The 17,245-nt window shown below is 41.3% G+C and carries 17 protein-coding genes and 1 pseudogene; 11 read left to right on the top strand and 7 right to left on the bottom strand.

Going from position 1 to position 17,245, the window contains the following annotated elements; all coding sequences use genetic code 11:
* Positions 1-60: 60 nt before the first annotated feature.
* Complete coding sequence (locus tag BMX02_RS06425; RefSeq protein WP_091689866.1) at positions 61-2,079, bottom strand: ATP-binding protein; 2,019 nt, start codon at positions 2,077-2,079, stop codon at positions 61-63.
* Positions 2,080-2,437: 358 nt separating this feature from the next.
* On the opposite strand from BMX02_RS06425, the gene BMX02_RS06420 reads away from it, so the two are divergent.
* Genes BMX02_RS06420 through BMX02_RS06400 form a run of 5 tightly spaced genes read left to right on the top strand, consistent with a single transcriptional unit; the run spans position 2,438 to position 5,352 of the window.
* The gene (locus BMX02_RS06420; protein ID WP_091689865.1) at positions 2,438-2,845 is read left to right on the top strand and encodes a thioredoxin family protein; all 408 of its coding nucleotides are present in this window, start codon (positions 2,438-2,440) and stop codon (positions 2,843-2,845) included.
* A 33-nt stretch (positions 2,846-2,878) separates the two neighbouring features.
* Complete coding sequence (locus BMX02_RS06415; RefSeq protein ID WP_091689864.1) at positions 2,879-3,181, top strand: ferredoxin-thioredoxin reductase catalytic domain-containing protein; 303 nt, start codon at positions 2,879-2,881, stop codon at positions 3,179-3,181.
* 55 nt (positions 3,182-3,236) lie between these two features.
* Complete coding sequence (locus BMX02_RS06410; protein WP_091689863.1) at positions 3,237-3,695, top strand: (Fe-S)-binding protein; 459 nt, start codon at positions 3,237-3,239, stop codon at positions 3,693-3,695.
* Positions 3,696-3,712: 17 nt separating this feature from the next.
* Positions 3,713-4,957, top strand: coding sequence for a formylmethanofuran dehydrogenase subunit B (locus tag BMX02_RS06405; RefSeq protein WP_091689862.1), 1,245 nt, complete (start codon positions 3,713-3,715; stop codon positions 4,955-4,957).
* Positions 4,957-5,352 (top strand): molybdopterin dinucleotide binding domain-containing protein, encoded by a 396-nt coding sequence (locus BMX02_RS06400; protein ID WP_091689861.1) that lies wholly within the window; start codon positions 4,957-4,959, stop codon positions 5,350-5,352. The genes BMX02_RS06405 and BMX02_RS06400 overlap by 1 nt, the downstream gene beginning before the upstream one ends.
* A gap of 82 nt (positions 5,353-5,434) precedes the next feature.
* Here the strand turns inward: BMX02_RS06400 and BMX02_RS06395 are convergent.
* Both BMX02_RS06395 and BMX02_RS06390 read right to left on the bottom strand, forming a co-directional pair.
* A pseudogene (locus BMX02_RS06395) lies at positions 5,435-6,283 on the bottom strand (methanogenesis marker 8 protein).
* A gap of 29 nt (positions 6,284-6,312) precedes the next feature.
* A complete protein-coding gene (locus tag BMX02_RS06390) occupies positions 6,313-7,614 on the bottom strand; it encodes a phenylacetate--CoA ligase family protein (protein ID WP_091689860.1) in 1,302 nt (433 codons plus the stop codon).
* Between the two features lie 237 nt (positions 7,615-7,851).
* Here BMX02_RS06390 and BMX02_RS06385 point away from each other — a divergent pair, with 237 nt between their 5' ends.
* Together BMX02_RS06385 and BMX02_RS06380 are read left to right on the top strand one after the other, a co-directional pair.
* Positions 7,852-8,787 (top strand): UbiA family prenyltransferase, encoded by a 936-nt coding sequence (locus BMX02_RS06385; RefSeq protein ID WP_091689859.1) that lies wholly within the window; start codon positions 7,852-7,854, stop codon positions 8,785-8,787.
* 71 nt (positions 8,788-8,858) lie between these two features.
* Positions 8,859-10,022, top strand: coding sequence for an ABC transporter permease (locus tag BMX02_RS06380; RefSeq protein WP_091689858.1), 1,164 nt, complete (start codon positions 8,859-8,861; stop codon positions 10,020-10,022).
* 129 nt (positions 10,023-10,151) lie between these two features.
* Here BMX02_RS06380 and BMX02_RS06375 read toward each other — a convergent pair whose 3' ends face one another.
* Positions 10,152-11,321 carry an ABC transporter permease gene (locus tag BMX02_RS06375; protein ID WP_091689857.1) on the bottom strand — a complete coding sequence of 390 codons (1,170 nt, stop codon included), beginning with the start codon at positions 11,319-11,321 and terminating at the stop codon, positions 10,152-10,154.
* Between the two features lie 299 nt (positions 11,322-11,620).
* Between BMX02_RS06375 and BMX02_RS06370 the strand changes: the two genes are divergently transcribed.
* Positions 11,621-12,532: a hypothetical protein gene (locus BMX02_RS06370; protein ID WP_091689856.1), complete on the top strand. Its 912-nt coding sequence runs from the start codon at positions 11,621-11,623 to the stop codon at positions 12,530-12,532.
* Positions 12,533-12,837: 305 nt separating this feature from the next.
* On the opposite strand, the gene BMX02_RS06365 is transcribed toward BMX02_RS06370, so the two are convergent.
* From BMX02_RS06365 to BMX02_RS06355, 3 genes are all read right to left on the bottom strand, one after another.
* Positions 12,838-13,251, bottom strand: coding sequence for an exonuclease/endonuclease/phosphatase family protein (locus BMX02_RS06365; RefSeq protein ID WP_167879308.1), 414 nt, complete (start codon positions 13,249-13,251; stop codon positions 12,838-12,840).
* Entirely contained in the window at positions 13,245-13,859 is a 615-nt protein-coding gene (locus BMX02_RS06360) for an endonuclease/exonuclease/phosphatase family protein (RefSeq protein WP_091689854.1), read from the bottom strand. Before BMX02_RS06360 ends, BMX02_RS06365 begins: the two co-directional genes overlap by 7 nt.
* Before the next feature lie 300 nt (positions 13,860-14,159).
* On the bottom strand, positions 14,160-14,594 hold the full coding sequence (locus BMX02_RS06355; RefSeq protein WP_244625142.1) for a cupredoxin domain-containing protein: 435 nt from the start codon (positions 14,592-14,594) through the stop codon (positions 14,160-14,162).
* Between the two features lie 207 nt (positions 14,595-14,801).
* Here BMX02_RS06355 and BMX02_RS06350 point away from each other — a divergent pair, with 207 nt between their 5' ends.
* From BMX02_RS06350 to BMX02_RS06340, 3 genes are all read left to right on the top strand, one after another.
* A complete protein-coding gene (locus tag BMX02_RS06350) occupies positions 14,802-15,032 on the top strand; it encodes a ferritin family protein (RefSeq protein ID WP_091689853.1) in 231 nt (76 codons plus the stop codon).
* 68 nt (positions 15,033-15,100) lie between these two features.
* Complete coding sequence (locus tag BMX02_RS06345; protein ID WP_091689852.1) at positions 15,101-15,370, top strand: ferritin family protein; 270 nt, start codon at positions 15,101-15,103, stop codon at positions 15,368-15,370.
* Between the two features lie 154 nt (positions 15,371-15,524).
* Positions 15,525-17,015 (top strand): small ribosomal subunit Rsm22 family protein, encoded by a 1,491-nt coding sequence (locus BMX02_RS06340; protein ID WP_091689851.1) that lies wholly within the window; start codon positions 15,525-15,527, stop codon positions 17,013-17,015.
* Positions 17,016-17,245 lie beyond the last annotated feature (230 nt).

The raw sequence follows: 17,245 nt of genomic DNA, 5'->3' as shown, positions 1-17,245 counted from the left end.
TTATTCGTTAAAACTTATTAAAAAATATAGATTGGGATCAAAAAATTAATTAAAGCAGAATTATGCCCTGGTGATCTGGTTCTCAACAGGTATTGTAAAAGTGAACTTACTACCTTTTCCAACTTCACTATCTACCCAGACCTTGCCACCATGCATCTCAACATAATTTTTCACAAGAGCAAGACCAAGCCCTGTGCCATCATATTCCCTTGAGTTTGATGAATCCACCTGACTGAAAGGATTGAACAGTTTACCCTGGTCGTTTTGTGAGATACCTAAACCGGTGTCTTCTACAAAAACTGAAACCAGCTCATTAGATGTGTTCACACCTATTGTCACAGACCCTCCCTGATCGGTGAACTTAATAGCGTTACTTACAAGGTTATAGAGAATCTGCTTGAACTTCAATGCATCCGCCATTATAAGGGGGTTCCCGATATTTATGTTGCATTTCAGGTCAACGCCCTTCTTCTTTGCAAGAGGCATCATTGTCGCTTTTATTCCATTGATGGCATCGAGGATAACAAACTTTTCAGGGAAAAGCTCCATCTTACCAGCTTCGATCTTTGAAAGATCAAGAAGATCATTGATTATTCTCAAAAGATGTTGACCATTTATAACAACATTGGACAGATACTTTTTTTGTGTATCGTTCAAGGTACCAAAGTTTTCACTTGACAGTACATCCGAGAATCCGATGATCGAATTGAGAGGAGTTCTCAGTTCATGATTCATATTTGCAATAAATTCGGTCTTGGCCAGGTTAGCATCTTCAGCAGCAATTTTCGCATTCATAAGCACATCTTCAGCATTTCTGCGTTCAAGGCCAGCACCTATGATCAGAGATGCCAGAGAGAGAATGTTGATATCTTCTTCTTCCCACTCCCCTGTATTCAGAACATTGTCCAGACCAAGAAAACCTGTAAGTTCACCGTTCATATAAATAGGTAAAACTATCAGGGATCTTATACCCTGCATCTCAAGGATCTCTTTTTCTGCAGATGCTTCTTCTGTCAACGCTGAAACATCTTTAATGTGGATTGCTTCACCATTGTGGAGTTTGTCCATCCACCATGGAAACATATCGACCGTAAGGTCCTGAAGATTGCCTTTTTGTGGAGAAATGCCTTCCGGACAGTATTCATGAGTATTGCTCATTCTTGTTCCATCATTACTGAACCTGAAAATGTAACTTCTGCTGCATCCACATAGTTCACAGATCTTCTCAAGAGCGACGTTAATAGTCTGATCAATATTTTTAGGAGATATGAACATAGAAGAGATCGATGCCACGGTTTCTTCAATTTCGAGCTTTCGCTTGATAAGCAAGTTTGCCTTTTTGATGTCAGTGATATCCACAAACGAAGCCATCATACAAACCGGTTTCCCGAATTCATTAGATACCATGTTAGCTGATAAATTTACTAAAAATTCAGTATCATCTTTTTTTCTGGCAAGTAATTCTCCAATCCAACTACCTTCAAAGAATAGTGCCTTTTTTACTTCCTCTGCTTTACTTTCATCCTGCCAGAATTCTACAGAGAGTTTCCCAAGAACCTCTTTTTCATCACCATAACCCCATAATTCAAGGAAAGAATGATTAACATAGGTCAGATTCCCTTCAAGATCAGCAAGAGCAATAGCATTGATCGATGAATCGATAGCCTTTTCTTTTACTAAAAGTTCCTCTTTTGTTTCTTTAATTTTTGAAATATCTATAAAGCTCTCGATCAAGTATAGATGGTCGTCCTTCTTGATCTTCTTGACAGTCTTTAGAATCGGAATTGATTCGCCCTTATAGTTTAAAAGCACACATTCCGATCGATCTATAATTTGCCAGGGATGAAAAACAGGACATTGTCCGATCTCAGCAGGGCAGATATACTTGTGACACACGTTACCAATAATATCTTCTTTTGCCAGCCCGATCATCTTAGCAGCTGTTTCGTTTACATCAACTATAACATGATCTTTGTTATCAATGATCACAACACCTGATAATATTGAATCCAAAACAATATCAATGAGTTTTTCTTCTTCGTGTGTCGTATACATCTCTCCCATATTATTAGAGTGCATTATGATGATGAACCTGTTAAGTTATGTTATTACCTGCTATAAACTTTTTTATGATCTGTTTAATAAAATCGTAAAATGATTTTAGTAAATTTGTAGTTATGTTTATGTTAGAATAACTATATACTAACCATATAGAATTCTTAAAAATTATTTTGAGTGCCTGCTACTTAATGTCATGAGCTCATCCATTGGATCAATATCGAAATAGATATGTACTTTCAGATATGCTTTATTTATGTTCTATAGAAGAAAGTGTGAAATATTAATGATATCAGAGCTACTATCAGACATGGTGGACAAATTTACTTGTAAGACAACTTTATCTTAAACTTGAACTTGAAGCAAGAAGGTGTAATATATGGGATTGGGAAACTTTATCAGCAACCTGTTTGGGAAAGAAAAGGCAACTGCAAGCAACGAACCGGCAGTAGAGGAAATAAGTACGAACCTCTACGAGATCAATACAGCTGCATTCGAGAATGAGGTTGTAAACTCCGGTTTACCTGTTGTAGTGGATTGCTTTACAAAGACATGCCCACCATGCAGAAAAATGGCTCCTATATTTGAAAAGGTAGCCGCAGAATATGATGGAAAGATCAAGTTCGTAAAAATGAATCTCAAGAACTCACCTGAGATCGCAAAGCAGTTCAAGATCATAGGCGTACCAACCTTTTTGTTCTTCAGGAGTGGGGACATGGTGACGAACGTAGTTGGATTTGTCGAAGAAGATAAGCTGAAAGAGAAACTTGAAAGTCTTTTGGAATGATGCATTAAGAACCCCCGATTCAACGTGAGAATTATGAGCGAACGAAAAACTACAAAAGAAGATGTACATTCATGGACTTCCAGATATGCAGATAAAGCGGGATATATGCTTAACCCGGATGAAGAAATGAGGGAACTTGTTCTGGAAGGAATAGCAAAGAACAAGGACACTCACGGAAAGAACTATTGTCCCTGCAGGATAGTAACAGGTGATGAGATCGAAGACAAAAAGATAATTTGTCCCTGCATATACCATAAGGGTGAGATCGAAACCGATGGTTCCTGCCATTGTGATCTTTTCTTCAAAAAGGAAGATGAAGATACAGACGAAGATTAAAATTTAACATCTTTTTTATCTTTTACGGATATGACAATATTTATCAGGTGAACCTATGACAAATGCATTGGAGATATATCAGCTTCTCCCAAAAACGAACTGTAAGCAATGTGGGAAAGCCACATGCATGGCTTTTGGGGCTGCTCTTCTTTCAAGAGAAGTTACCATAGATGACTGCCCGCCCCTGAAAGAGGACAAGTTCAGGGAAAACTATGAGAAACTCTCGCAGATGATAACACCTTCAGGCGAGGCCTCGGAATCCGGGATGATCGTCCATACGGAAAAATGCATCGGATGCGGTAATTGTGTGGTCGCCTGCCCTGTAAATGTTGCAGAAGACCCTTATGGTGCAGGATCAGGAAAAGCTCCTACAAATGAAAATGTCATCCTGCGCGTTGAAGATGGTGTTGTGCGCCTCTCCAATGTTAACCAGTGCCGCCGTTTTGGAAAGAACAAGATAATGTGCAACGGCTGCATAGTGACATGTCCGACAAAAGCAATAGAGTTCGTCTGAAGAATGTGGTGAGATAAGTGGAACAGGAATATTACGTTTGTACAGGTTGTGCACTTCTTTGTGATGATATCGAAATAGAAGTAACTGATAATAAACTCTCAAAAGTGAACAACGCCTGCTTAAAAGGTGTGGCCCGCCTCAAAGAGTGTGCTAAACCCGCAGAGTGTAAAGTTGATGGAAGCAATGTCAACATAGATGACGCTATAAAGGAAGCATCAAGCATACTTAAAAATGCCCCCAATCCCCTGATATTCGGCATGGGCAATTCCACCACCGGTGCCCAGAAAAAAGCTATAGAGCTTGCAAAGAGGACAAATGCATACATTGACGATACATCCTCATTCTGTCAGGGACCTGTTATTGAGGCTATCCTTGGGGACAGGATTAGGACATGCACGCTGGATGAGGTGAAAGACTATGCTGATGTGATAGTCTATTGGGGTGCAGACCCTTCGAACTCACATCCACGTCATCTCTCAAAATACACATACTTCCCTCGCGGAAAGGAAAGGCAGCGTGGCTGGGAAGAGGACAGGACCGCTATATGCATCGATGTTAGAAAGTCTGATACTGCTATTATATGCGGGGATAAGTTCTACCAGATACCACCACAGGCAGATGAGGAACTGATCGATGCGCTTGTCAGTGCATTGTCAGGGAAAGTCCCAAAGGTCTCCTTTGGAATGGGGCCAAAGAAGATACTGGAACTTGCCAACCTATTAAAGAAAGCAAAGTTCGGTGTCGTCTGTGTAGGTCTTGGGTTAATCTATTCCCTTTCTGACATTGAACCTCTTGTCAAGTTGATGAACAAGCTCAACGATGTTTCTAATTTCCACCTTATACCAATGGTAGGCCAGTTCAATATGCGTGGATTTGACCACAACCTGCATGAGGAAACCGGATACATCAATCGTGCACGATTCCAGGAAAGTGGTGTTGAACATGGTCCGCAATGCTCTATCGTAGAGTTGCTTAGAACTAAAAATGTGGATGCAGCCCTTGTAATAGGCTCTGATCCAATGTCAAGCCTGCCGGGAAGTATTGCTAAAGAACTTCTTGACATCCCTGTGATAACGATCGACCCCTGCATGACAATGACGTCTAAAAAAGCAAAGGTAGCAATAGCTTCTGTTACCAGTGGTGCTGAATGTGGAGGCACTGCTATAAGAATGGATGGTGTTGAGGTCGAGTTCAAGCCGATGATACCTACTGACAGTTTAAGCGATGAAGAGATACTTAGCCGCATCATGGAGGCATTATAATGGGATTTGGCCAATTTCTTGCAGCTCCTGAATATGATCTAAAGATCATAACTTACAGGGATATATTCCAGAACACTGCCCTTGAGTCCTCAAGAGGCGGAGAGGAATACCTCAACCGTTCAGCAGTCATAAAGATAGATGTAAATGACATGAAGAAGATGGGATTCAAGGAGAAAAGTAACGTTATCCTGAAGAACAGCTTTGCAAGGGTCGTGGTTTCTGTTCAGCTATCCGAATATGAGGAAGCTCATGAAGGTATTGCCTACATGACCAACAGCCCATGGTCAAATGCACTTGTGTCCGCTGACGACGGTACAGGAGTACCAAAGTTCAAAATGATAACTGCAACGATCTCTGATGCAAAGGACGAGAAGATAACCACTTATGATATTTGATATCGAGACCTGATATTCAATGTTTGTCAGTAGTTTTGCCAGTGCTCATTAAGGATCATCAAAAAATATTTTGCCGAAAAGATCAGACAAGATCTTTCGGCTGCTTCTTTTCAGGAAGCACTGGTAAAGGCATTGTGTTTACAAGTATCGGGCTTTCTACTTCCTTGGCACGCTCAAGCAAAAGCTCCTTTCCTTTCTGAGTAAGTGCAAATAAAGGCACAGCAGTGCCTACCTGTGCCAGAGGTCTTATTGCATCCCTTATGTTCTTTGAAGCACAGGAAGTGACAATGTCGAGATGCTTGATGATCTCAAGAGCTTCTTCCCTGCCAAGACCTGTTGTATGCGCACCGATTATCATAAGCTCAAGGTCATTCTCTTCCTCGATCTCACGAAGGGTCCTTGCAGTAGCAGGGTCGACCACAGTAACTGCAATCCTCTTGAAGCCAAGATCACTGGCTTTCAGAACGCCGCCTACAGGATCAATAGTTGCATTTGAAGGATCGAGCACGATGCCACCCCTGTCCTCGATACCGTTGATGACTTTATCAATAGGCTCGGTCTCTACAAGACCTGATATCCTTGCACCCATTCCCTGAACAAGAGTTGGATTATTGCTAATTACAGTTCCGGCACCATCGCACACGGTTATTGTGGTATCCAGCAGGTCACGGTTCAGGCCGGTCATCATAACTTCAGAAGCACCGAAACCCACAAAGACGTCCATCTCAAGCTTACGGTCCTCAGTAAAAAGACCGAAATCCTTTATGCGAAACTCCATGTTCTCCTTTACAGCTTCGCAAGTAATTTCTTTGATACCTCTTGCTTTTTCAAAAAGAGGGCACCATTGGAGCTGTGGCTAACCAACTTCGACAACCTTTCCGTCCTCGACCACAACCCTTGTTTTTCCAAGGATCTCCATAACGTGTGGCATATTTGAACCTCTGGAAGAATATGAAGGGGTTAGATAGCTTCCCTTCTGTCAAAGACCCTCTTGGCCTTACCTGTGCTTCTGGGAATCGTACCCTTTTCCACAAGCTCAACGTTTGCCCTGATGCTCAGGACACTCTTGAGTTCGCCTTCTACAACCTTTTTTACTGTTGCAAGGTCCCCGATCTCACCGGTGAAAGCATCTTCATCAAGTTCTACCCTTACTGTGATCTCATCCAGCTTCTTCTTGTTCCTGTCAAGATAGATCTCGAACTGGTCTGTGATCTTCTCGATCCTGACAAGTACGTCCTCTATCTGGGATGGGAATACATTAATGCCTCTTACAATAAGCATATCATCTGCCCTTCCAAGGATCCTTGAGATACGATCAGTGGTACGTCCACAGGCACACTCACTTTTCAGGCGCCTGGCAATATCTCCGGTACGATACCTGATAACAGGTAGTGCTTCCTTTGTAAGGGAAGTAAGCACAATTTCTCCTTTCTCGCCTTCTGCAACCTCTTCGCCAGTCTCATCAAGGATCTCCACGATGTAGTGATCACTCCAGATGTGAAGACCATCCTGCTCCTGGCATTCAAATCCGATGCCTGGTCCCATCATTTCAGAAAGACCATAGGAATCGTATGCCTTAATATTAAAAGCAGATTCAAGTTCCTTTCTTGTACTGGAAGACCATGGCTCTGCACCGAAGCAGCCGACACGTAATGATAATTTGTCAACGATACCCATTTCCCTGACAGTTTCTGCAAGGTAAAGACCATAAGAAGGAGTACAGTGGATAGCAGTAACACCAAAGTCCTGCATCATCTCGATCTGGCGGACTGTATTTCCTGTTCCGCTTGGAACTGCCATGGCACCCAGCTTCTCAATGCCGTAGTGGAAGCCCAGACCACCCGTGAAAAGGCCGTAGTTAACAGCATTCTGGAAAGTATCATTTGCATCAAGCCCAACCATTGTGAAGTTACGTGCCATCATGTCTGCCCAGGTGTTGATGTCATTGGCAGTATATCCGACCACGGTAGGCTTACCGCTTGTACCGGAAGATGCATGGATACGGACAATGTCCTTCTTTGGAACAGCAAAAAGACCGAAAGGATAGTTGTCACGCAGGTCCGTTTTTCGGGTAGTTGGCAGTTTTTTAATGTCATCCACGGACTTGATGTCATCAGGAGTTATGCCCAAAGAATCGAACTTCTCCCTGTAGAAAGGAACATTATCATAGACTGCAGCAGCCGTTTTCTTTAAACGATTCAATTGCAGTTCCCGAAGTTCATTGTGCTCCATTGTTTCAAATTTTGGCTGCCAGTATTTCATGAGATGATCACCTTTTCAGGTGTCATTGAATTCAATCTTTAAATTATTTCCTATCAGCCCTTCGATAAAAAAGACGGGGACGAAAAAATACTGCTTTTACATTCTTGCTAAACGCTCACTGTAAGTTCATGATTTTATAATATAAGGCCATGAATTATATTTTTGTTTCCATAAACTTTATCTTATGAACATATACTCCTTTTTCGTGAACATTTATTATTTCTTTATTGAGGGAGCATGAGTAAAGCACATAACTTAACAGAGAATGATAGAATTTGTAGCGAAACTTTCGGCATAATAAAGGAGCTTTGGACCGACTTCATATATGGAGGGCATATTTTTGCATTTGGTGCAATCTGTGTTGCATTCATGTGCTCGATCCTGTTCGCTATCCCCGTAACATGGGATTTCCTGATCATAATCTACCTTATGTTCTACATAATCTACCTGTACGATTACTTTAATGGAACAGAAGATGACCAGAAAACAAATTCAACCCGTGCAGATTATTTCCGGAAAAATGATTCAAAGACAATAGCCTACATATTATATGGATCCATTATTTCTATAGCCTTTATCTACGTGCTTTATAGTGACATACCGAACATGCTGATAGGATTTGCCATCCTGATACTCGGACTGACATATCAGGCATATTTTAAGGGACTTACAAAAAAGATAACAGCATTCAAGAACATCTTTGTATCACTGGTATGGGCCATACTTGTGTATGTCATGTTCATGTACTACTCATACCCCATAACAACAGAAGCACTGGTCATCTCTGCTTTTGTATTCCTGAGAATGACAGGCATCCAGATACTTTTTGACATCAGGGATATCGAGGGCGACCAGAAGAAAGGACTACGCACATTACCTGCGATCTACGGATACAGGAAAGGCCTTATGACCCTCGTTGCCATCAATTTCATTACAGTCATACTACTTATTTACGAAACATACATTCGGGTCCTTCCGCCCACTGCATTGATGATCGTACCGGTAATGTTCTATTCCCAGAACTATCTGGAAAAGGTCAAAAGATCAAGAAAAGACCATAAAAGCTACCTCTTTGCAGCTGGGGAGCCATTTATCTGGTTCATTCTGATCTTTTCAGGTTCAATGTTCTTCCGCATGGTCCCTTACATATCAGAGATCACGAACATCTTGTGAGAAATTAAAGGCCTTAAAGACCTGCTGCATTTGATATAAATATCATTAGAGTTTATTTTTAACTGAAACTAATGAGCTATGAACTCTTCATTGCAGTAAGACATATTAAGTCAAAACGAAGGCAGACGTTACTATCCATCATAGCCATAGCCATAGCGGTTATGGTGCTTTCTGTTTCACAGGCCATCATGGTAGGATTTACAGATGAGCTCTATGACAAGACCATAGACCAGCTGCCTCATGTGACCATATCACCGGAAGAGGATGAGGAATACATACACCTCCATAACAATGTCCTGAAAGACATACTCAACATTGAAGGGGTGGTGGCTGCCTCCCCGTACCTGATAGGGACGGCGACCTTTAGTAATGACGAACTGAGCCAGAATGCTATATTGAAAGGGATAGATCCAGCCGAGGAAGACGCTGTTTCCTACCTGTCAGATGACATCGTTGAAGGCGACCTTTTTGGATTGGTGCATTCAAGGAACTCAATTATTCTCGGAGATGAATTTGCAGAAGACCTCGAAGTCGTACTGGGCGATAGTATTGATGTATCGTTTCCAAATGCAAAGACAATGTCCCTGAAAGTTGTCGGGATATATGATACAGGAACCCCATATGACACATCCCTTGCATACACTTCCCTCCAGACCTCACAGGAATTCTTTGATACAACTGATGTGATAAACGGAATGTCACTGAGGATAGAAGATATCCACCAGGACATGGTGATCGCAGAAATGATCAAGCAGAAAGGCTACAATGCACAGGGATGGACCGAGACGAACCCGGAGATACTGAGGACTATGGCAATAGAGACTGCAGAGAACTACATAATCTACGGCCTGTTACTACTGATAGCATCATTTGGTGTTGTGAGCACACTTAATATGATGGTCATGGGAAAGATGAGGGAAATCGGGATCATGATGGCAATGGGAGTTTCTCCTTCAAGCATACGGACGATTTTCCTTCTGGAAAGCGGACTGCTGGGACTGACCGGTGCGATCCTGGGGGCCTCTGCAGGGATTATAATTTCGTCCATGATAGGCGATATAGAGATTGGAAGTATGGGTGACACTTATGGCTTTACATCCATTCCGGTCATAGTAAGATTCATTGACGTCTTACTCGTAGTGATAGGAGTATTTATACTGAACATTGTGGCCGGACTATACCCTGCCAGGAAAGCAGCAAGTTTTGATCCGGTATATGCAATATCCAATCGATGAGATCGATTACTAGCCTATAGTCAGTAGCCTACGATCATTAACACACGATCATTACCCACAATCGTTAACTCATATAGTAAACAGATCACGATCAAAAGATAAGATACATCAAAATTTCAGCCAGCAAGATCAGTCATTCTCAATTGCTTCCACAGGATCTAGTTTCGAAGCACGTCTTGCAGGATAAACTCCTGCAATGAGGTTCAGGATAAAAGCAAACCCGGCAGCATAAACGAAATTGATGGCTTCTATTTTCATTGGCATTGTGGTCAGGCCAAGATACATCTCACTTGGGAGCTCAAGCTCATAAGCTCCAATTGCCACAGATGCCAGATATCCTATTATACAGCCCACTACCACACCGGATGCTCCAAGGAAAGCTGACTCAAAAAGGAATATCGAAGTTATGCTCTTTCTGGAAACACCCATTGCCTTAAGCATACCGATCTCTTTTTTCTTGTCCATCACTACTGTGATAAGGGTGTTAGCAATGCCAAAACCTGCGATCACATAGATAAGAGCATAGAATATCCAGACGAACACTTTCTGGGTGTTGAGCAGGTCGAGGATGTCCTTGTTGGCCTCGGTCCAGCTAACTGCATCAGCCCCGGTTTCTGCCTCAATTAAAACCGCTATATCTTCTGCCTGATAAGGGTCAAGCACTCTGACACCAATAGAGGTCACAACCCCGTTCTTTCGGAAGAGATCCTGCAGGGTCCCAAGCCTTGCATATGCGAGACTTTCATCACTGGCTGTTCCGGTGTTGACAATACCAACAACCTTGAAGGATCTTGTCGGAGAACCCGGATAAACAGCTTCGACGTTGTCCCCGATACCTACTTCGAGGTTCTCTGCAAGTTCGTCACCAAGGACAATACCATGTCCAGTAAGGGAAATATCTACAAAACTTCCTGCTACAATGTCGTCGCCTACACGCATCACACGCTCTTCAGCATGTGGTTCTATACCTTTGAGCAATACGCCTTCTGCATTGTCTTTATATTTCAAAGCCGCCTGACCTGAAAGATAAGGTGACACTGCAACAACCCCCTCTTTCTGTATGATGATATCCATCAGATAATTATACAAATGGAGATCCTCTTCAGCATCTGACTGCGGGCTGACAACAATATGTGGAGCGTTCTCAATGGTGATCTCGATAAGTTCCTCCTGAACTCCTGAGACCATTGACATGAGGACAACTATAGTAGCAACTGCCAGTGCAACGGCGAGAAGAGAGAATAGAGTATGCCGCCGGCGTGAATTGATATGACGCATTGCTATGCTTAACTCGAACACAAGAAATCTCCTGATACAGGTACTCTGCCTGCTATGGATATTAGATTATTTTCTCCGGCTTAATATTTGTTTGTATTGCTTGTATTTATTTTGAAACTGGGTTACCCACTTCATTTTTAGAATACAGGTCAGAATAAGATTATTTATTAATGGGAGTCAAGCAGACCACATATGAACCGGACATCAGCGGTCATAAGGGCACATATATTTATAGCTTTCAAATATTATTATAATGGGCAGGTGTTTCCGCAGATGAGCTGTGGAGATGACATGAGGGCTGCCCTTATAGAGGTAATCAGATGGATTTTATTGAAAAGCTTAAGGATAAACAAAAAGACCAGAGCGCTAAGAACTGGTTCGACCTTGGTGTGCAAACAAAAAGCCTGGATAAAAAAGTGCAGTACTTCACGAAATGCCTCTTGATAGAGCCGGAAAACGTGCAGGCATTGAGACTTCTGGCAGATACACAGGAAGAACTTGGTATGATAGATGCTGCTATGGGAAGCCGTGCAAGGGCAGATGACATCGAAGGCTCATCCAGTATGTTCAGCCAGGAACCCGGAAGCTATACAGAGAACAATGCATTTGGTTCTGATAGCTTCACTTCAGATACCATGGCTGTAGAAGAAGAGAATTTCGTGGAAGAATCCACATTCTCAGCACCTGAAAATAACAGGAATATGGGCTTTGGAACACCTGTGACCGAAACTGACCCGGGCAGCGAAATATCCAATTCGAACAAAGAGAAGTGGGCTATTTTTGAGATAGCAAAGGAAAATGAAGCTAAAAAAGAGGAAGAGAGCTTCAGCACAAGTGCAGCATCATTCTCTCAACAGGAAACGAATGTCGTTGTGGAAGAACTAAACGAAACTGAAGATCAGCCAGCTATTCCAACCACACCAGCCAGTGTCCCGGAAGAGAGTCCTACAAGAGCAAAACCGGAACCAGTTGTTGTTAAAAAGCAGACTGAGCAGAAGGTGGCTACTCCCGTGAGGGAACAGACCACACGCCAGCCAGCTGTACAAGCATCAGGAAGTAAAACTGCAGCAACATCTTCAAATTCAACTGCTGTTCCACAGGCAATGCCACAATGCAGTATTTCAGAGCCGATAGCTATAAAATTACCAATTATGGAGATCATTAAGTTCTGGATAGTAGGTGCCATTGTACTGATCATTGTAGGCATGATCATGAATTCCTTACTTGTATAATGACCAGGAGAGATTAATTCCCCAAAGATCAATAAGATCGGAAGGTATTCTGGTATTAAACGTAATAGAAAGCAGCGTAACTTTCAAAAAGAATTACTACCAAAAACTACCAATTTCTACTGAATTGGTAGTTTATTGTTGATCCTTTAACTTCTTAATAAAAAAGAAGTCTGGTAAAGCAGACCATTAGAAATAATGATCCATCTATTACCAGCGATTACCTTTTTTCCTTCTGCCTTTATCTCACTTTTTTGCTTTACCATATATCTCACTAATAATAGCCTGAAATTTTCTGGCACAGATATTCACAGGTCACTATCCCCGTAGCAACTGACCTCCATATAGACCGGATAGTGATCTGACACAGCAACTGTCATTTCTTCGGAAAGGCCATATTCAAGATCATACCTGAAAACACCATGCTCACCGCTAAAGTCAGAAGCATCAGTTAGCACTATCCTGTCGTAAGTATAATCAGTACTTTTAGTGGTAGTATCCCAGCTATCATCGATCAGCCAGAAGTGATCATCGAGGTCACTGGAAGAGTCCTCATCAAAGTAATTCCCGTCAGCGTTGAAATCACCCATAAGGACAAAATCCCCCTCATCAGGATAGGACAGTTTTGCATATTCAAGTACATCATCAAGAGCATTGATCTCCTCGGTAGCCTCATCGGGGTCTGTATGGATCACCCATAAGGACAGCATCATAATCACCATCTAAAGCTTTGAAATAGCTGATATATGGGCTGCCTGTGGAACGGATCGGTACCTTCAGGCTCAGGATATGTTTCAGGTGTGCCTGCAAGTGCAACAGCGGAGGTGTCATAGATATAAGCATATTGCTCCTTACTGGAAGTCCTTCCAAGGCGCTCACTTACAACATAATCGTATTGTGAACCATCACTGTTCACCAGATCCACAAGTGCAGGAAGTGCGGTCTGCGAGGAATCCCGAATCTCCTGAATGGCAATGATATCATAGGTGCGAACGATGTCTGCAAGCACCATCATGACATCAGATTTTGATGCCTTAGTAACACCGAACACCTGTATGTTGAAAGCGCCTATGCGAAGATCATCCATATCAGATGTTGAATCGTCAATTGCAGGTGTTCCTTTACCATCATCCACATCAGAGGGAGTGTTTTCCGCAGGTTCGTTTGGTTCGTTCAGTTCGGATTCTATCTTTTCTATAGCACCTGATACTTCTGCTGCAGCCGTAGATATCTTATCTACAGACCCTGCAAGGTCTCCCGTGGAACTCGTGCAACCGGACGATATCAGGAATATTGATAATAATAAAATTTGGATTGTCTTTTGTAACATCTCTATACCCCTTTTTAGAAGTATAGATTTTTGTTTTAATATTATATTGAAGTTATTAAATAATCAGAAAAGGGTTAATGACCTTGAGAAAACCTGTGAAATTGTGATAACAATTACAAGCTTTCCGGATATTCAGGTTCTGTTTCTTGACGTTTTGACATTTTATTTAATGCCTAACTAAAAAATGCAGGCGCAAATGCGATAAAATAAACAAGAATAAATATAAAAAATAAAACGGGGATTGATGGGATTTCTTTCCCATCTCGTTTTTATCAAAATCTCATTTTCGCAGGATCTTCTTTAAGCTTCGGTTATGATCTTTCCTTCCATATAAGGATGGAAAGTACAAATATAATCAAAAGTGCCCACTTCCGCGAAAGTAAAACTGAAACTTTCGCCTTTTGAAAGACTTCCTGAATCGAACTCTTCATCATTCGAAGTTGCTGTGTGTGCTGCTGAATCCATATTGATCCATGTAACAGTATCACCAACCGATATCTGAAGTTTAGTAGGTTTGAACTTAAAGTCCTCGATCAGCACTTCATGATCCTTTGACAAAGTTTCATCGACATTATTGGTGATGTCCATCTCATCTTCATCATCTTCTGCTGTGACTTCATCTGTATTTTCAGGTGTGGTTATGTCTGTTTCCTGTGCAGGTTGTTCGCTATCCTGTACACATCCTGCCATTATTATTGTTGTCAATAGAACGAACAATACCATTAATGCTCTCACTGGTAAGTCCCCCTTAGTTATTCCTAACTTGCCTAAATTTATGTTAGTATCAATAATATGCGTTTTCCTAAAAATAGCCCTGCGAAATTTATTAATAGTTCAGTTGATGATATTTTATTGGGAATTTGATCGAGTTGTAGCATTTTTGTTTTTTTGAATGCTTTCTATAATCGATTCGATATAATTATAGGTTAACGGGATGCAGATATGTTATCGAAGATACCAATAGACCTTTCTAAAGTAGCTGCTGAAGACATTAATAAAGAAATCCTCAGGACTGCAGTAATTGCTGAACTTGATGCTATCAGTCTGTATGAGCAAATGGCTTCTCTTACAGATAACAATGAGGTAAAACAGGTCCTTCTGGATGTTGCAAAAGAAGAAAAGACCCACGTAGGTGAATTCCAGACACTGTTACTGAAAGAAGATGACCAGTAGGACTATGAACTAAAGATGGGGAAAAAAGAAGTTGAAGAAAAGCTCGAAAAGTAAAGGAGGCTCCTGTGATGTTATCAGAAATACCTATTGATCTTGAAATAGTAAATAAGGAAGATATTAACAAGGAACTCATGAGACTTTCCATGATAGCCGAACTGGATGCTGTCAACCTTTATGAACAAATGGCTTCCCTAACCGACGATGAAGAGCTCAGAGCGATACTTCTTGATGTCGCAAGAGAAGAAATGATCCATGTGGCCATGTTTCAGACAGCACTGATGGAAGTGGATGATGAATATCTGAAGGTGCTTGCAGAATACTCCCTTGCAAGGGACTGATTTTTATCCTTAAGTATCGGTGAGAGAAGTTCATAGGATATATATCATCTTAAGATATCGATGAACTTTCTTTTCATCCAATTCTTCATTTCTATTCTTTTTTTCTTCTTTTCCCCAAAATGCTTTAATTACTTGCGATCCTTCCTGTCAAAAGATGCCCAAAAATAATATACTCTCCGTGTTGAAGTATGTTTCACGCATGAAAAAAGAGTTCATGCTATCGGAGATAAAGGACTACATAGAAGAAGAGATGTCGACACAGGACATCTATAAAGTCGTATCACCATTCTTATTCGATCTTAAGATCAATGCAACTCCCCGGGATGAAGATTTCAGGATGACCCGCGCTCTCAGTAAAGAAAAGCTGGAGCTTACAGTTGAAGAGCAGGGAAGAACCAGGTCATTCTTCAGGTCTCCTGTTGTATCACAACAACTCCAGAAGACCATTGAGCAGTACATCAAACATAAGACGACAAAGGACTGGGATGACCCTCTGGTTCTGGAAAAAATAAGAAAAGCGATAGTTGCCCAGAAGAATTCCTACTGGAAATCAGGAAAGTCCAAGAATATCTCTTATGAGAAAGGTTATAGCATCCTTGCCTATCTTGCTTATCAGTTTCCGGTCTATTTCGTACAGTTTGAACATATCCTCTACAGCATGGCACTTGATGGCATGTTGAAGACCAGGATGAAGATCCTTGACATAGGCACCGGTCCGGGAACAGTTCCTCTTGCTATCACTGACTTCTACAAGCGACTTGACGTGGCAGAAGCAGCTATCCATAGCGTTGAACTATATGACGAGAACATCGAGGCATATGATTCCATCGTACCGGAATATGCAAAGAACAAAGCAAGGGTATCCGTGGAAAAACCCATTAAGGCTAATATCGTGGACCTTAAGCCCGAGGATATTCCTGACAAGATCGACCTAATGGTATTTTCCAATGTTCTCAATGAGATCCGGGAGCTTACAATTGAGCAGAAGGCAGAGCTTGTCAAAAAACTGTCCGAGAAGCTCACAGACGATGGCAACATTCTTCTTATCGAACCTGCAGATAGGGTAAATTCAACCGAGTTCAGGAAGCTGACCCTTGCTCTTAAGCATCTTGGTCTTGGGATATATAGTCCATGTTCCTTTATCTGGTGCAGAGGCTGTAATCCTGACGAATGCTGGAGCTTTGAGCAGAAAGAGGATATAAAGCCACCTCTCCTTATGTCAAAGATTGCGGAATGCGAGGAGCCCTTCAGGTATCTTAACACTGATATCAAATATTCATATGCTATAATGAGAAAGGACAATTTGTCAAAAGTAAGCTACAAGGTACCACTAAAAGCGAAATTTGCCAGATTGTCAGATATGAAAAAGTATGTTGACAAGCGCATCAATGTTGTTTGTTCCCTTATGTCAGGAGATCTTGGTGATAATAAATACTCCGTCTATAAGGTATGTGATGGAACTTCAAAAAAACAGGTATATGCTGTATTACCTTCACATAATGTCGTTTATGAAAATGCGCTTCTCAAAGAGGAAGGTTATGGAAATGTTCTTGAGCTGTACAATGTTCTTGTTAAGTACAACGAAGCTAAAGATGCATACAACCTGCTTTTGAGCAAACAAAGTATTGTTAAAAAGGTGGAGTAATATTTCCACCAGTTTTTTCTATTCTTCTCTTCATTTTCAGTTTTGTCTTTTTTCTGATCGTTTCTCTTTTTGACAAAATATTATCGGGAATTTTACATTTTATATTTTACATTTTTATGCTATTCTATATGGTACTAAAAGAAAACTTAAATAACATTGAATTATAACAATATACATTGATTTGTGTTTTTCAATAAACCACAATTCATTTTATGGGGGGTTAATCGTAT

The sequence above is a fragment of the Methanococcoides vulcani genome, assembly GCF_900111645.1.
Classification (GTDB): domain Archaea; phylum Halobacteriota; class Methanosarcinia; order Methanosarcinales; family Methanosarcinaceae; genus Methanococcoides; species Methanococcoides vulcani.
The sequence above is the reverse complement of the archived record's forward strand: the minus strand, read 5'-3'. Positions and strand labels throughout refer to the sequence as shown.

What these genes read in the sequence shown, in the direction of transcription:
- BMX02_RS06425 (WP_091689866.1), bottom strand. Translation starts at nt 2,079, where the DNA reads ATGCACTCTAATAATATGGGAGAGATGTATACGACACACGAAGAAGAA.
- BMX02_RS06420 (WP_091689865.1), top strand. Translation starts at nt 2,438, where the DNA reads ATGGGATTGGGAAACTTTATCAGCAACCTGTTTGGGAAAGAAAAGGCA.
- BMX02_RS06415 (WP_091689864.1), top strand. Translation starts at nt 2,879, where the DNA reads ATGAGCGAACGAAAAACTACAAAAGAAGATGTACATTCATGGACTTCC.
- BMX02_RS06410 (WP_091689863.1), top strand. Translation starts at nt 3,237, where the DNA reads ATGACAAATGCATTGGAGATATATCAGCTTCTCCCAAAAACGAACTGT.
- BMX02_RS06400 (WP_091689861.1), top strand. Translation starts at nt 4,957, where the DNA reads ATGGGATTTGGCCAATTTCTTGCAGCTCCTGAATATGATCTAAAGATC.
- BMX02_RS06390 (WP_091689860.1), bottom strand. Translation starts at nt 7,614, where the DNA reads ATGAAATACTGGCAGCCAAAATTTGAAACAATGGAGCACAATGAACTT.
- BMX02_RS06385 (WP_091689859.1), top strand. Translation starts at nt 7,852, where the DNA reads ATGAGTAAAGCACATAACTTAACAGAGAATGATAGAATTTGTAGCGAA.
- BMX02_RS06380 (WP_091689858.1), top strand. Translation starts at nt 8,859, where the DNA reads ATGAGCTATGAACTCTTCATTGCAGTAAGACATATTAAGTCAAAACGA.
- BMX02_RS06370 (WP_091689856.1), top strand. Translation starts at nt 11,621, where the DNA reads ATGGATTTTATTGAAAAGCTTAAGGATAAACAAAAAGACCAGAGCGCT.
- BMX02_RS06365 (WP_167879308.1), bottom strand. Translation starts at nt 13,251, where the DNA reads ATGGTGATTATGATGCTGTCCTTATGGGTGATCCATACAGACCCCGAT.
- BMX02_RS06360 (WP_091689854.1), bottom strand. Translation starts at nt 13,859, where the DNA reads ATGTTACAAAAGACAATCCAAATTTTATTATTATCAATATTCCTGATA.
- BMX02_RS06350 (WP_091689853.1), top strand. Translation starts at nt 14,802, where the DNA reads ATGTTATCGAAGATACCAATAGACCTTTCTAAAGTAGCTGCTGAAGAC.
- BMX02_RS06345 (WP_091689852.1), top strand. Translation starts at nt 15,101, where the DNA reads ATGTTATCAGAAATACCTATTGATCTTGAAATAGTAAATAAGGAAGAT.
- BMX02_RS06340 (WP_091689851.1), top strand. Translation starts at nt 15,525, where the DNA reads ATGCCCAAAAATAATATACTCTCCGTGTTGAAGTATGTTTCACGCATG.